Below are 13,903 nucleotides of genomic sequence, written 5' to 3'. Positions count from 1 at the left end.
GAATGCCATTTGAATGCTGCCTTGCGGCCCCGACCAACGGGCGCCCCGCTTCTGCCAACGGCAGCGCCGGGCGCGCGGTTGCCTAGCGCCCGGTGAACTCGCGGAAATATTCGTTGTCGGGGGACAGCACGATCGCCGCCTCGCCCTTGGGATCGTTGGCATCGCCATTCTTCACGAAGGTGGTGCGATAGCTCTGCATCGCGCGGTAGAAATCGTAGAAGTCGGGATCCTGCCCGAAGCTTGCCGCATAGGTCCGCGCGGCGTCGGCGTCGGCCTCGGCGCGGATGATCTGCGCCTGCTTCTGCCCCTGCGCGCGGATCGCGCGGGCTTCCTGCTCGCGCGCGGTGCGCATGCGCTCGAACGCCGAATCCAGCGGCGAACCGTCGGGCAGGTCGGCGCGCTTGATCCGCACGTCGATGATCTCGGCGCCATATTGGCGCGCGACCGCGTCGAGCCCGCGGCGGATATTCTCCATCACCCCCTCGCGCTCGGGGCTGAGCAGCGAGGCGAAGGGGCGCTTGCCGAGCTCGTTGCGCAGCTGCGAGCCGAGGATCGGGCGTAGCGCCTCCTCGACACGCTCGACGCGCTGCGCGGCGACATACATCTGCAACGGATCGGTGATGCGGTAGCGCGCGAAGGCGTCGACCTCGAGCCGCAGCTGGTCGGTCGACAGGACGAGCTGGGTGTCCATGTCGATGTCGCGCACGCGCTTGTCGATCCACACGACGTCCTCGGCGAAGGGGATGCGCCAGGTCAGCCCGGCGCCCTCGCCGCCGATGCCCTGCCCCTCGACATAGGGGTTGATGATGCGCTCGGGCTTGCCGAAGCGCACGACCACCCCCTGGTCGGTCTCGCGCGCGACCGGGAAGGCGGCGACGAGGACGACCAGCACGAACAAGGCGGCGAAGAAGGCGAACAGCGGGTGGTTGCGAACATAGCTGATCATTACTGGCCTCCACCGGCGCTCGTCGAAGGACGCGCCTGCCGCTGCAACTGGTTCAGGGGCAGATAGGGCTGGACCCCCTCGGCCTCGATGATGGTCTTGTCGACGTCGCGCAGCACGCGCTCCATGGTCTCGTAATAGAGCCGCTGGCGGGTGACCTCGGGGGCGAGGCGATATTCCTCATAGACCTTGTCGAAGGCCTCGGCCTCGCCCTGCGCCTGCGCGGTGAGCTGGAGCGCGTAGGCGCGCGCCTGGTTGATGAAGCTCTGCGCGTCCTGCTGCGCGGCGGTGACCTGCTTGAAGGCCTCGTTGACCACCTCGGGCGGGTCGGCGCGCTTGATTTCCACCCCGCGCATCTCGATCCCCGAGCGGTAGCCGTCGAGCGTCTGCTGCATCTCTTCCTGCACCCGCGCCTGGATCTCCGAGCGGCCCTCGCCGATCGCGTCCTGCAGGCTCGCCTGCGCGATCACCTGCCGCATCGCGCTCTCGGCGACCTGGCGGACGGTGTCCTCCTGGTTGGCGAGCTCGAACAGATATTTCTCGGGGTCGCGGATCTTCCAGCGCACCTGGTAGGCGATGTCGATGATGTTCTCGTCACCGGTCAGCATCAAATTCTCGGTCTCGTCCGAGCCGACGTCGATGTTGCGGATGTCCTCGACGTCGACCTTGCTGACCCGGTCGATCGGCGCGGGCAGCGTCAGCCCGATCCCGGGGGACAGCGTCTCGACATAGCGCCCGAAGCGGGTCACCACCCCGCGCTCCTCGGGGGCGACGCGGTGGACGGTCGAGAAGAGCAGCAGCAGCAGCACGAGCCCGACGATCGCCCAGACGATGACCGAACCCTTGGGCATGCCGGGGAAGGAGGGCCCGCCGCGACCGCCCGGGCCGCCGCCGCCGAAGCGCGCGCGGTTGCCCTTGAGCCATTCGTCGAGGCTGGTGATGTTGCCGGGGCGCCGCGGCCGGCCGCCACCGCCGGGGGGAGTCGGCCCCGGGCGCCAGGGACCCTTGGGGGGCTCGTCGCCGCCCTTGCCGCCCCCGCCCGATGCCCCGCCGCCGGCCGGGCCCCACGGCCCCTTGCTGTCGCTGAAAAGCGCGCCCGCGCGCCACCCCGAAAAAATGCTCATGCCCCGATAATAGGGTGGCGCCCGGCAAAAAAAAGGGACAGCGCGCATTTAGCCTTTTAAGGAGGCGGCCATGACCGACGATCCGCTCGCCCCGCTCGACACGCATCTGCACGCCGACCGCCTCAAGAGCCGCCGCCTCGAGGGGAAGGTGGCGCGGCTGCTGGTCGATGCCAGCGGGCTCGACGCGCTCGAACGCCGCGCGCTCGAGGAGGACCTCAGGAGCGCCGCGCTGGCGCTTCCCGGGGTCGAGGAGGTGCGCGTCGGGCTGACCGCGGCCAAGGTCGAGCGCACCTTCGTGGCGATCGCCAGCGGCAAGGGCGGGGTCGGCAAGTCGACCCTGTCGGCCAACCTCGCGGTTGCGCTGGCCCGGCTCGGCCACGAGGTCGGGCTCGTCGATGCCGACATCTACGGCCCCTCGCAGCCGCGATTGTTCGGGACCGACGAGAAGCCCAAGGCCGAGGGCAAGACACTGATCCCCGTGTCGGCACACGGGGTGCGGCTGCTCTCGGTCGGCCAGCTCGTTGAACCCGGCACCGCGCTCGCGTGGCGCGGGCCGATGGCGGCGGGGGCGCTCAACCAGCTGCTCGAGGCCGACTGGGGCGCGGCGAAGATCATCCTCATCGACCTGCCGCCCGGCACCGGCGACGTGCAATTGTCGCTGATCAGCAAGGCGCGCCCGGCGGGGGCGCTGATCGTCTCGACCCCGCAGGACCTCGCGCTGATCGACGCCACCCGCGCGATCGACCTGTTCGGCAAGACCGACGTGCCGGTGCTCGGCATCGTCGAGAACATGGCGGGGTTCGCCTGCCCGCATTGCGGCGAGACCAGCGACCCGTTCGGCAGGGGCGGCGCCGAAGCCAGCGCCGCCGAGCTCGGGCTGCCCTTCCTCGGGCGGTTGCCGCTGTCGGCGAGCATCCGGGTGGCGAGCGACGCGGGCGCGCCGCCCGCCGCCGAGGAAGGCCCCGCGCAGGACGCCTTCATGGCGCTCGCGCGCGCGCTCCTCGAGCAGCTCGGGAGCAAGAGAGCGGGCTGAACCGTTCGGGGGGCAAAGGAGAAGTCCATGCCGCTGACCGCCGACGCCGACATCGCCCGCCTGCTCGAACAGACCCGCACCATCGCGATGGTCGGCGCCTCCGACAAGCCACAGCGCGACAGCCACCGCGTGATGGCCTGGCTGATTGAGCGCGGCTATCGCGTGCTGCCCGTCAACCCGCGCATCACCGGGCAGCATGTCCACGGCGAATATGTCTGGCGCGAACTCGACCAGATCGACGTCCCCATCGACATGGTCGACTGCTTCGTCAACTCGGACCAAGTCGGCGCCGTGGTCGACCAGGCGATCCTCGCCGGTGCCAAGTCGATCTGGATGCAATTGGGGGTGGTCGACGAGGCCGCCGCCGCGCGCGCCGAGGCCGCCGGGCTCGAGGTGGTGATGGACCGCTGTCCCAAGATCGAGATCCCGCGGCTGGGGATCGCGCCGGTGGGGGCGGCCGACTGACCACGCGCGCCTCCCTGATTCGCCCCAATTGACTCAGGGTGTCCCCGAATGAACAATCGCGCGCTGCGGGAAGGGATGGCCGACCGCGTCCCTTTCCGGCAGGAAAAAGGGGACGATCATGCACCTTCACCGACTCCTCGCGGGCACCGCAACCATATTGGCCGCCGGCACCGCGATCGCGGGCACGGGCCACCAATGGGGCGATTTTCGCTGGGCCCCGGGCGGCGTGCCCGTCACGCTCGACCTGTCCTTTCAGGGCGGCGACACCGCCGACATCTGGCGACCCTATTACAAGGGAAGCTCGGTCGCGGCGTTCGAGAAATGGGGCGAGAATGCGCAGTCGCCGCTGACGCTCAACAGCACCGAGTTGCCCGCCGACGACGCCGCCGCCAATGCCTGCGACCCGATCCTCGGCGAGGTGATCGTACGCGCCGACACCTATGGCTCGACCGGCTGGGTCGGGGTGGCGACGATCGATGCCGACGCCGAAGCCTTCATCAGCTGGGCGACCGCGCAGATCAACGACAGCTATTTCACGCCGGGCAGTTTCTACGACACCCCTGCGCAGCGTGAATTCGTGATGTGCCACGAAATCGGCCATACCTTCGGGCTCGGCCATCTCGATACCAATTTCTACAACCGCAACCTCGGCACTTGCATGGATTATAGCGCCGATCCCGACGGCGGGGGGCGCTATCGCTCGTCCAACCTCGACCCCGGGCAAGCCGACTGGAACGTGCTCAACAGCGCGACCATGTATGGCGAGGGCGCCGATGACGGCGGGTCGGGCAATCCGGGGCGCGGCGGCGGCAAGGGCCGCAACAAACTCGGCGCCTTCCCGCCGGCACAGGCCGAGCTGCCCGGCGGCCGCTTCGGCGGGATTGTCGGCTATGATGCCGAGGGCCGCCCCAACCATTATGTGCGCGATCTTGCCAACGGGCATCGCCGCGTGACCTATGTCCTGTGGGCGCGGGGCTATCGCCCCGAAGGCTCGCGGCTGCGCTAGCCTACCGCCACCGTCATCTCGGGGACCAGCAGCGTGGGCGCATCGACGCCCTTGCGCAGTTCGAGGTCGCTGCCGGGCTCGAGGGTGGCGAACATGTCCTTGAGGTTGGCGGCGATGGTCGCGCCGCTCGCGGGGGCGACGATCTCGCCATGCTCGACGTAGAACCCCGCCGCGCCGCGCGAATAGTCGCCGGTGACGCCATTGACCCCCTGCCCGATCAGTTCGGTGACGAGAAAGCAGCGCGGATGCGCGCCGAGAAGCTCCGCCCGGCTTCGCTCGCCCGCCTCGATCCAGAAATTGCTAGGCCCCGCGCCGGGCGCGCCGCCGGGGCCGCGGATCGCATGGCCGGTGGGGTCGATGCCGAGCTGGCGCGCGGCGGCCGAGGCGGCGAACCAGCTTTGCAGCCGCCCGTCCTCGACGATGTGCATGCGCTGCACCGGCAGCCCCTCGCCGTCGAAGCCGTGGCTGCGCAGCCCGCGCTTGCGCAACGGATCGTCGGTGATGGTCACCCCGGGGGCGAAGACCTGCTCGCCCATCTTGTCCTGCAGGAAGGAGGAGCGGCGCGCGACCGCATTGCCCGACAGCGCGGCGGCGAGGTGCGAGAGGAGGCTGGTGGCGACGCGCGGGTCGAACAGGACGGGCATGCGCCCGCCCTCGAACCGGCGCGGCGACAGCCGCGCGGCGGCCCGCTCGCCCGCGCGCGTGCCGATGGCGCGGGCATCCTCGAGGTCGGCGAGATAGCGCGCCGAATGATAGGCATAGTCGCGCTCGCTTCCGCTCGCATCCTCGGCGATCACCGCGACCGAACAGCCGTGCCCCGAGGAGCGGAAGGCGGCATCGACACCATGGCTGGTGGCGAGCGCGAACAGGCTCGAGGAGGCCGAGGCGCTCGCGCCCGAGGAATTGGCGACCTTGTCGATCGCCAGCGCGGCGGCCTCGCATTCGAGCGCGCGCTCCTTGAGCGCCTCGGGGCCGGGCTCGTTGTCCTCGTACAGGTCGAGGTCGGGCGCGGCGCCGTCCATCAGCATCGCTTCGGGGGCGAGGCCCGCATATTCGTCCTCGCTCGCCGCCTTGGCCATCGCCACCGCGCGGGACGCCAGCCCGGCGAGCCCGTCTTCGGAAAGGTCGGAGGAGGAGACGCTGGCGACACGCTGGCCGAGGAAGACGCGCAGCCCCAGCTTCTCGCCCTCCGAGCGCTGCACGTCCTCAAGCGCGCCCATTCGCACCTCGACGCTCGACGATCCGCTCGCGACCAAGGCTGCATCGGCAGCGCTGGCGCCCGCCTTGATCGCGAGGTCGACGGCGCGGCGGGTGGCTTGGCGGGCGTGTTCGAGATTGCGCATGGCCGAGGCGCTTAAGCCCTCAGGCCCCGCGCGACAAGCCGACCGTCAGGCAGGCGAGCGCGAGCAGCAGCCCGGCGATGCGGTTGGCGCGAAACAGATCGAGCGCGCGCTGGCCGTCGTCGGCGCGCAGGCTCGCGACCTGCCAGCCGAGGTGCAGCGCGGCGGGCGCGAGCGCGGCCAGCGCCAGCGGGGTCGGCTTCAGCTGCCACAGGCTCGCCCCCCATAGCGCCACCGCGAGGAGGTAGCACAGGGCGACCCCCGTGCGCACCCGGCCGCCGAGCGCCCGCGCCGACGAGCGCACCCCGACCAGCGCGTCGTCCTCCACGTCCTGGATCGCGTAGATGGTGTCATAGCCGATGACCCAGAAAACCGACCCGCCCCACAGGAGCAGCCCGGGCAGCGCGAGGCTCCCCCAGCCGGCGGTCCAGCCGACCAGCGCGCCCCACGAGAAGACCAGCCCGAGCCACGCCTGCGGCCACCAGGTGATCCGCTTCATGAAGGGATAGGCCGCCACGAGCGCGAGGCTGGCGAGCGCGACCAGCTGCGCGGCCAGCGACAGCTGGAGCAGGACGAGCAGCCCGACCAGCAGCAGCAGCGCGACCAGTCCCCACGCCTGCCTGAGCGACAGCCGCCCGCTCGCCAGCGGGCGCAGCCGGGTGCGCTCGACCCGGGCATCGAGGTCGCGATCGACGATGTCGTTATAGGCGCACCCCGCCGAACGCATCGCGAAGGCGCCGAGCAGGAACCAGAAGGCCAGCGCCCAGCGCCCGCCGCCCCCGGCCAGCGCGAGCCCGGCGAGGCAGGGCCAGTAGAGCAGCCAGGTGCCGATCGGGCGGTCGAGCCGCATCAGCGCGGCATAGGGGCGCCAGCTCTTCGGCAGCGCGCCGATCAGCCCGGTGCGCTCGCTGTCGGGAACGAGATCCATCGCCCGCGCATGGCGCGGCGACGGGGCCGGGGTCAAGCGCGCGCGCTCAGGCCGAGCGCGAGAAGCGGTCGCGGAATCGGGTCCGGGTCTCGCGCCAGCGCTGGCGCAGCGTCTTGCGCGCGAGCGGTTCGAACATTTCCTCGGTATCCTCGGGATCGAGCAGTTCGTGATCGGCGATGAACTGCTCGGTGCCCGACAGGTCCTTCATCTCGAGCAGGGTCAGCGTCTTGCCCTCCCCGCGCAGCGCCTCGATGACCTCGACCAGCCCCTTGCCCTCCTGCTCGAGCGCGGCGATCGCCTCGACCTCGACATCGAGATGCTCGGCCATCAGGTCGCGGCGCAGGCCGGCGATGCGCTCCTCGAGCCCGCGCCCCGCATTGTGGGGCAGGCCCGCGTCGACGACGACGTCGCATTCGCTGTCGAGCCCCATCGACCGGTTGTTGAGGTTGGACGAGCCGACGCGCAGGAAGCGGTCATCGACGATCGCCACCTTGGCGTGGACGTAGATGTCGGTGTCGGCCGCGTTGACCGGCACGTAGATGCGGAAGTTCTCGCCCCCCGTGCCGTTGCTGATCGCCTGCATCAGCTTCTGGCGCGTGCCGTCCATCGCCACGCTCTCGAGCCAGCCATCGGCGGTGCGTGGCATGACCAGCACGATCTCGGGCGGATCGTCCTCGGCGAGGCGGGTGCAGATCGCGGCGGCGATCTTGGGGCTCGTGAAATACTGGTTCTCGATATAGGCGAAGCGGCGGCAGTGCTCGATCATGTCGATCACGAGCGCCTCGTTCTCGCGCACTTCCTCGAGATCGTCCCAGGCCGCGCGGGTCCGCGCGATCGCCACGTCGACGTCGGTGAAATGCGGCTCGAGATCCTCGGGCCAGTCGTCGCGGCAATCCTCGAGCGGTTCGAGATCGCGCCGCGTCGCCACCCGCCAGCGTTCGCGCCCGAGATCGCCGAGCGCGCCCGCGATCTCGCCGCGCAGGAGCATGGTGACGTCGTGCCACGGCGCATAGGGCTTGCCGTTGGGGGTGGTGCGGCACTCGTCATCGGGCGCATGTTCGCGCGTGTCCCAGCGGCGCATGGCGATATCGATCCCCCCGCAGGCGGCGAGGCTGTCGTCGAGGACGACGATCTTCTGGTGATGGCTGCACCCCTTGGGATGCGCGCCGTCGAACTTGAAATTGATCGGGGGGGCGAGCCACCAGCGCAGCAGCCAGTAGCTCGCGCGGAGCGACAAGAACTGCTTGAGCGCGCCGAAATTCCACTTGAGGATGTCGATCTGGCGCCCGGGACGCTCGCGCGCCAGTTCGATGAAGAAATGGCCGAGGCTTTCATGGTAGCTTCCCTCGCGGTCGGGGGCGAGGGTGATGCGGGTGTCGAAATCCCAGCCGACGATGAAGATGCGGCGCCGCGCGCGCTGCATCGCTTCGGCGATGATGCGGTAATAGGCGGCGGCGTCGACGATCATGCGCGCCTCGCTGGCCCGCTCGATCCGCCAGCAGTTGCGCCCCACCGCGACGATCGGCTGCAGTTCGTTACTCACACGATCCTAAATCGGGAGCCCCCCGCCGCGTTCCCTCTTCCCCTGCTGAAAAGACGAGAATGTGCGGAACGGGGCCTCCCACAGCCCCGGTCTATGCAAAAGTTAACATGGTTGGTATACGGGTGTTTAACAGAGCGAACGACCGGGGGGATGGCAGGCGTTTGGCAACCTTTCAAAATCGACGATAGGAGATGAGTGTGACGTGCAAGTCGTTCCTTTGCGCGGCCGCGGCGATCCCGTTGCTGGCCGCACCCGCCGCATCGCAACCCGAAAAGATCACCAATCCCACCCACGTCGCCGAGCTCGACGCGCTCAACGGCAGCGGGGTGACCGGTCGCTTCATTTTCCAGGAACGGGGCAATCGCTACCTCCAGGTGCGGATCGAGGTCGAGGGCCTTGAAGCGGGTGGCATCCACCTCGCGCATATCCACGGGTCGGACACCCCCGCAGGCGCGGTCGGGGATGCGATCTGCCCGACGATCGCCAGCGACAGCGATGGTGACGGCTTCGTCGAACTTGGCGAAGGGTTGCCGCTCTATGGCGGCATCGTCGTCGATTTCGATAATATCGACGACGATCTCGACGGTAGCGTATCGACCGAGATCACCATCGATCTCAACGAATATATCAATCCGATTTCCGGCGAAAATATCGTTAAGGGCGACCTGCGCCCGCTCGAACTCGGCGCGGTCGTGGTGCACGGCCTCACCGTGCCCGGCGGCGTCAACGACGGCCTGCCCACTGGCGGCTACCTGATTAGCCTGCCGGTGGCGTGCGGCGAAATCGAACGGCGCGAACGGCGCGATCCGTTCGAGTTCCGCGAGGCACCCGGCGACTGACGCCAAGGCTTGGCAAGCCGCGAGGCGGGGGGCTAGGCGTTGGCCATGCCCGCTACCCCCGCCTGGCCGCCCGAGAGCCTGCCCCGCCTCTTTATCGACACCCCGCTAACCGAGGGGGTCGAGATCGACCTCGACAAGCCGCAGGCGCATTATGTCGGCACCGTGATGCGGCGCCAGCCGGGCGATGCGCTGCTGTTGTTCGACGGCGCGCACGGCGAATGGCGCGGCGAGATCATCGAGACGGGCAAGAAGCGGGTGCGGCTGCGGGTCACCGCGCAGACCCGCCCGCAGGAGGCCGCGAGCGGGCTCACCCTCGCCTTCGCCCCGATCAAGAAGCAGCGGATCGACTTCCTCGTCGAGAAAGCGGTCGAACTGGGGGTCGAGCGCCTGCAGCCGGTGCTGACCCAGCGCACCATCGCGGCGCGCGTCGGCGAGGATCGCATCCGCGCGCATATCGTCGAGGCGGCCGAGCAGTGCGGGCGCACCGCGCTCGCCACGCTGCTGCCCCCGGTGCGGCTCAAGCGCTGGCTGCTCGAGCGCGAGCGCACCCCGCTCTATTTCGCCGACGAGGAGGGCGGGGCGCCCGCGCTGGCGAGCTTCGCGCCGCCGCCCGCCACCATCCTCGTCGGCCCCGAGGGCGGATTCACGCCCGAGGAACGCGCGATGATCCGCGCCGAGGAGGGCGCGATCGCCATCTCGCTCGGGCCGCGCATCCTGCGCGCCGAGACCGCCGCGCTCGCCGCGATCGCGGCGTACATGGCGAGCGCGGGGGACTGGAGCGTTTAGTGGCTAGGCGGGTGCGCCGCGCCGCGCTAGGGCGGGCGCGATGACGACGCGCACCGACCTTTCCGAGAGCCCGCCGATCGCCAGCCGCGACCACCTGCTCGCGCTGTTCGCGCAGGGCGAGAAGCCGGCGCGCGACTGGCGCATCGGCACCGAGCACGAGAAATTCGTCTACCGGACCGCCGACCACCGCGCCCCCAGCTGGGAGGAGCCGGGCGGCATCCGCGACCTGCTGGACGCGCTCACCGAATTCGGCTGGCGGCCGGTGATCGAGGGGGGCAAGCTTATCGCGCTGACGGGCGAGGACGGCACCGTCAGCCTCGAGCCGTCGGGGCAGCTCGAACTGTCGGGCGCCGCCCTCGAGCATCTCCACCAGACCTGCGCCGAGGCCGGGCGCCACCTGCGCCAGGTCAAGGCGGTGGGCACGAAGTTGGGGCTCGGCTTCCTCGGGCTCGGCATGTGGCCCGACAAGACCAGGGACGAGCTGTCGTGGATGCCCAAGGCACGCTACGGCATCATGCGCCGCTACATGCCCACGGTCGGCAGCCTCGGGCTCGACATGATGCAGCGGACCTGCACCATCCAGGTCAACCTCGACTATGCGTCCGAGGCCGACATGGTGAAGAAGTTCCGGGTCGGGCTCGCGCTCCAGCCGGTCGCTACCGCCTTGTTCGCCAACTCGCCCTTCACCGAGGGCAAGCCCAACGGCTTCCTCAGCTTCCGCAGCCATATCTGGACCGACACCGACCCCGATCGCACCGGCATGCTCCCCTTCGTCTTCGAAGAGGGCTTCGGCTATGAACGCTGGTGCGACTATGCGCTCGACGTGCCGATGTATTTCGTCTTCCGCGATGGGCATTACCATGACGTGGCGGGCAAGAGCTTTCGCGACTTCCTCGAGGGCAGGCTCGACGGGCTCGAGGGCGAGACGCCGACCCGCGCCGACTGGACCGACCATCTGTCGACCATCTTCCCCGAGGTGCGCCTGAAGAGCTTCCTCGAGATGCGCGGTGCCGACGGCGGGCCGTGGAGCCGGATCTGCGCGCTGCCCGCGCTATGGGTCGGGCTGCTCTACGACGGGGCCACGCTCGATGCGGCGTGGGACCTGTGCCGGCACTGGAGCCTCGAGGAGCGCGAGCGGCTGCGCGCCGACGTGCCGCGGCTCGGGCTGCGCACCCCGGTCCCCGGCGGCGGCACCATGCAGGCGCTGGCCGAGCGCGTCGTGGAGCTGGCGCACCACGGCCTCACCGCGCGCGCGCGCACCAACGCGGCGGGCGACAACGAGACGGGGTTTCTCGATCCGCTGCGCGAGATCCTCGCCCGCAAGCAGTCGCCCGCCGACCGGCTGCTGGCGCTCTACCATGGCGAATGGAACGGCTCGGTCGAGCCGGTCTACGGCGATCAAAGCTTCTGATTTCGCGCCGAAAAAGCGATGCATGCCGGTCACGCGACATGAAATTTTCACCATGATGCCAGCTGTTGATTGACTCTGGGGCATCATGGTCTAGAGGGCGCGAAGCATCGGGACCGGCGCGGGGGCCGGACCCTTCAAACCTCTGAGATGGGGAAGAATTCGATGCGTCGCCTTTCGAAAATGATTTCACTTACCGCCATGGCCACCGCCACGGCGTTCGCCGCCACGCCTGCCGCCGCGCAGGTGACGGGTGATGAGGACAGCGTGCTGCAGGATGCCGAGGAAGGCTTCGGCGTCATCGTCATCACCGCGCAGCGCCGCGAGGAGAACCTGCAGGACGTGCCGATCTCGGTCGCGACCGTGGGCGACGACACGCTCGCCGCGATCAACGCCGGCGGCGCCGACATCCGCGGGCTCGCGGGCCGTGTCCCCAGCCTCAACATCGAAAGCTCGTTCGGGCGCACCTTCCCGCGCTTCTACATCCGCGGGCTCGGCAACACCGACTTCGACCTCAACGCTTCGCAGCCGGTCAGCCTCGTCTATGACGAGGTCGTCCTCGAGAACCCGATCCTCAAGGGGTTCCCGGTGTTCGACCTCGACCGGGTCGAGGTGCTGCGCGGGCCGCAGGGCACGCTGTTCGGGCGCAACACCCCGGCGGGCATCGTCAAGTTCGACACCGTTAAGCCGGGGCTGACCGCCGAGAATTATGCCAAGGCGAGCTGGGGCAGCTACAATTCGATCACCGCCGAGGCGGGCGTGGGCGCGATGCTCGCGGACAATGTCGCGGTCCGCGTCTCGGGGCTGTACCAGCACCGTGACGACTGGATCGACAATCTCGACGCGCCGGGCGAGAACAATCTCGAGGGCTATGACGATGTCGCCGCGCGCGTCCAGCTGCTGGTCGAGCCGAACGAGGCGAGCTCGCTGCGGCTGACCGGCCAGCTGCGCAGCCAGCAGGGTTCGGCGCGCGTCTTCCGCGCCAACCTGTTCGAGACCGGGTCGAACGAACTGGTCGGGGTCGACGGCGGCGAATTCGTGCGCTCGCAGGTGCGCGGCGACGGGCTCAACTTCCAGGAACTCGACAACTACAACCTGTCGGCGCATTTCGATTACGACCTCGGGCCGGTGACCCTCTACTCGATCACCAGCTACTGGGCGGGCCAGCTGTTCAGCCGCGGCGACATCGACGGCGGCTTCGGCGCCTCGTTCCTGCCCGACATGGGGCCCGGGTTCATCCCCTTCCCGGCGCAGAGCCAGGACAATATCCCGAGCCTCGACCAGTTCACGCAGGAACTGCGCATCGCCTCGAACAACACGGACGGGCTCGGCTACCAGGCGGGGGTCTTCTACTTCAACGAGAAGATCGACATCGAGAGCTTCGACTTCGCCACCCCGACCGACCTCACCCCGGTCGCGATCGTCGACCAGCGGCAGGACGCCGAGGCCCTCGGGCTGTTCGGCAGCCTCAGCTACGCCTTCGACAGCGGGCTGACGCTGCAGGCGGGCGCGCGCTACAACCTCGACGACAAGACGCTCGTCGCCGAGCGCCCGCTCGACGGGCGCGCCTTCTTCGGCGGCCCGGTCCCCGCGATGACGCTCGAGGCCGATGACGAGGTGCTGACCTGGGACGTCAGCGGGGTCTATGAGGTGGACGACCAGATCAACCTCTTCGCCCGCGTCGCCAAGGGCTATCGCGCGCCCTCGCTGCAGGGTCGCATCCTGTTCGACCGCGACATGTCGCGCGCCGACAGCGAGACCACGATGAGCTACGAGGCGGGGGTCAAGACCAGCTTCGATTCGGTGATGTTCAACCTCACCGGCTACATGTTCACCACCGACGACCTCCAGCTCTCGGCGGTCGGCGGGGCGACCAACGCCAACCTGCTGCTCAACGCCGAGGAAGTGAACGGGTCGGGCATCGAGGCCGAGCTGATGGCGCGGCCGGCGCGCGGGCTGACGCTCACCGCGGGGGTCTCGTACAATTCGGCCAAGATCGACGATCCCGACCTGGTGGTCGAGAGCTGCGGCGCGGCCTGCATCGTGCTCGACCCGGTGGTGGTGCCGTTCAACCCGGTGACCTTCGACCCCGCGCAGGTGCTGATCGACGGCAACCAGCTGCCGCAGGCGCCCGAATGGACCGCCAACTGGACGCTCGGCTACGAGCATCCGGTCGGCGCCGGCGACCTCTACCTGTTCACCGACTGGTACTATCGTTCGAAGATCATCTTCTTCCTCTACGAGAGCGTCGAATTCTCGGACGATCGCCTGCTCGAGGGCGGGCTGCGGGTCGGCTACAAGACCGACGATTTCGACGTCGCGGTCTTCGCGCGCAACATCCTCGACGATGCGAGCGCGGTGGGGGGCATCGACTTCAACAACCTCACCGGGTTCGTCAACGAACCGCGCATCATCGGCGCGGAAATCGGCGTGAACTTCTAAGCGGGGCAAAAACTCGCTAGGCATCGGGGGCGGCTCTTCGGGGCCG

General features: G+C 69.1%; 12 protein-coding genes. 7 read left to right on the top strand and 5 right to left on the bottom strand.

What is annotated here, in order from left to right; translation table 11 throughout:
- Positions 1-82: 82 nt before the first annotated feature.
- Together hflC and hflK are read right to left on the bottom strand one after the other, a co-directional pair.
- Positions 83-946, bottom strand: coding sequence for a protease modulator HflC (gene hflC / locus L8951_RS07180; protein ID WP_244382308.1), 864 nt, complete (start codon positions 944-946; stop codon positions 83-85).
- Positions 946-2,067, bottom strand: a complete 1,122-nt coding sequence (gene hflK / locus L8951_RS07175; protein ID WP_244382307.1) for an FtsH protease activity modulator HflK — start codon at positions 2,065-2,067, stop codon at positions 946-948. The genes hflC and hflK overlap by 1 nt, the downstream gene beginning before the upstream one ends.
- Before the next feature lie 70 nt (positions 2,068-2,137).
- Between hflK and L8951_RS07170 the strand changes: the two genes are divergently transcribed.
- The 3 genes from L8951_RS07170 (at position 2,138) to L8951_RS07160 (ending at position 4,571) form a co-directional block, all read left to right on the top strand.
- Positions 2,138-3,100, top strand: a complete 963-nt coding sequence (locus L8951_RS07170) for an Mrp/NBP35 family ATP-binding protein (protein WP_244382306.1) — start codon at positions 2,138-2,140, stop codon at positions 3,098-3,100.
- 27 nt (positions 3,101-3,127) lie between these two features.
- Positions 3,128-3,565, top strand: coding sequence for a CoA-binding protein (locus tag L8951_RS07165; protein ID WP_244382305.1), 438 nt, complete (start codon positions 3,128-3,130; stop codon positions 3,563-3,565).
- Positions 3,566-3,683: 118 nt separating this feature from the next.
- On the top strand, positions 3,684-4,571 hold the full coding sequence (locus tag L8951_RS07160; protein WP_244382304.1) for a hypothetical protein: 888 nt from the start codon (positions 3,684-3,686) through the stop codon (positions 4,569-4,571).
- On the opposite strand, the gene L8951_RS07155 is transcribed toward L8951_RS07160, so the two are convergent.
- Genes L8951_RS07155 through L8951_RS07145 form a run of 3 tightly spaced genes read right to left on the bottom strand, consistent with a single transcriptional unit; the run spans position 4,568 to position 8,382 of the window.
- Positions 4,568-5,914, bottom strand: a complete 1,347-nt coding sequence (locus L8951_RS07155) for a TldD/PmbA family protein (RefSeq protein WP_244382303.1) — start codon at positions 5,912-5,914, stop codon at positions 4,568-4,570. The two genes, L8951_RS07160 and L8951_RS07155, sit on opposite strands and share 4 nt — an antisense overlap.
- Before the next feature lie 19 nt (positions 5,915-5,933).
- Positions 5,934-6,839 carry a 4-hydroxybenzoate octaprenyltransferase gene (ubiA, locus tag L8951_RS07150; protein WP_244382302.1) on the bottom strand — a complete coding sequence of 302 codons (906 nt, stop codon included), beginning with the start codon at positions 6,837-6,839 and terminating at the stop codon, positions 5,934-5,936.
- 46 nt (positions 6,840-6,885) lie between these two features.
- On the bottom strand, positions 6,886-8,382 hold the full coding sequence (locus tag L8951_RS07145; protein WP_244382301.1) for a phospholipase D-like domain-containing protein: 1,497 nt from the start codon (positions 8,380-8,382) through the stop codon (positions 6,886-6,888).
- A 197-nt stretch (positions 8,383-8,579) separates the two neighbouring features.
- On the opposite strand from L8951_RS07145, the gene L8951_RS07140 reads away from it, so the two are divergent.
- The 4 genes from L8951_RS07140 (at position 8,580) to L8951_RS07125 (ending at position 13,857) form a co-directional block, all read left to right on the top strand.
- Positions 8,580-9,221, top strand: coding sequence for a superoxide dismutase family protein (locus L8951_RS07140; RefSeq protein ID WP_244382300.1), 642 nt, complete (start codon positions 8,580-8,582; stop codon positions 9,219-9,221).
- Between the two features lie 45 nt (positions 9,222-9,266).
- The gene (locus tag L8951_RS07135; protein ID WP_244382299.1) at positions 9,267-10,007 is read left to right on the top strand and encodes a 16S rRNA (uracil(1498)-N(3))-methyltransferase; all 741 of its coding nucleotides are present in this window, start codon (positions 9,267-9,269) and stop codon (positions 10,005-10,007) included.
- Between the two features lie 40 nt (positions 10,008-10,047).
- Positions 10,048-11,418, top strand: a complete 1,371-nt coding sequence (locus L8951_RS07130; RefSeq protein WP_244382298.1) for a glutamate--cysteine ligase — start codon at positions 10,048-10,050, stop codon at positions 11,416-11,418.
- Between the two features lie 198 nt (positions 11,419-11,616).
- Complete coding sequence (locus L8951_RS07125; RefSeq protein WP_244382297.1) at positions 11,617-13,857, top strand: TonB-dependent receptor; 2,241 nt, start codon at positions 11,617-11,619, stop codon at positions 13,855-13,857.
- The last annotated feature ends 46 nt before the right edge of the window (positions 13,858-13,903 follow it).

It is taken from the genome of Sphingomicrobium astaxanthinifaciens, from assembly GCF_022865105.1.
Taxonomy (GTDB): Bacteria; Pseudomonadota; Alphaproteobacteria; order Sphingomonadales; family Sphingomonadaceae; genus Sphingomicrobium; species Sphingomicrobium astaxanthinifaciens.
This window is presented reverse-complemented; position numbering and strand designations above follow the sequence as displayed.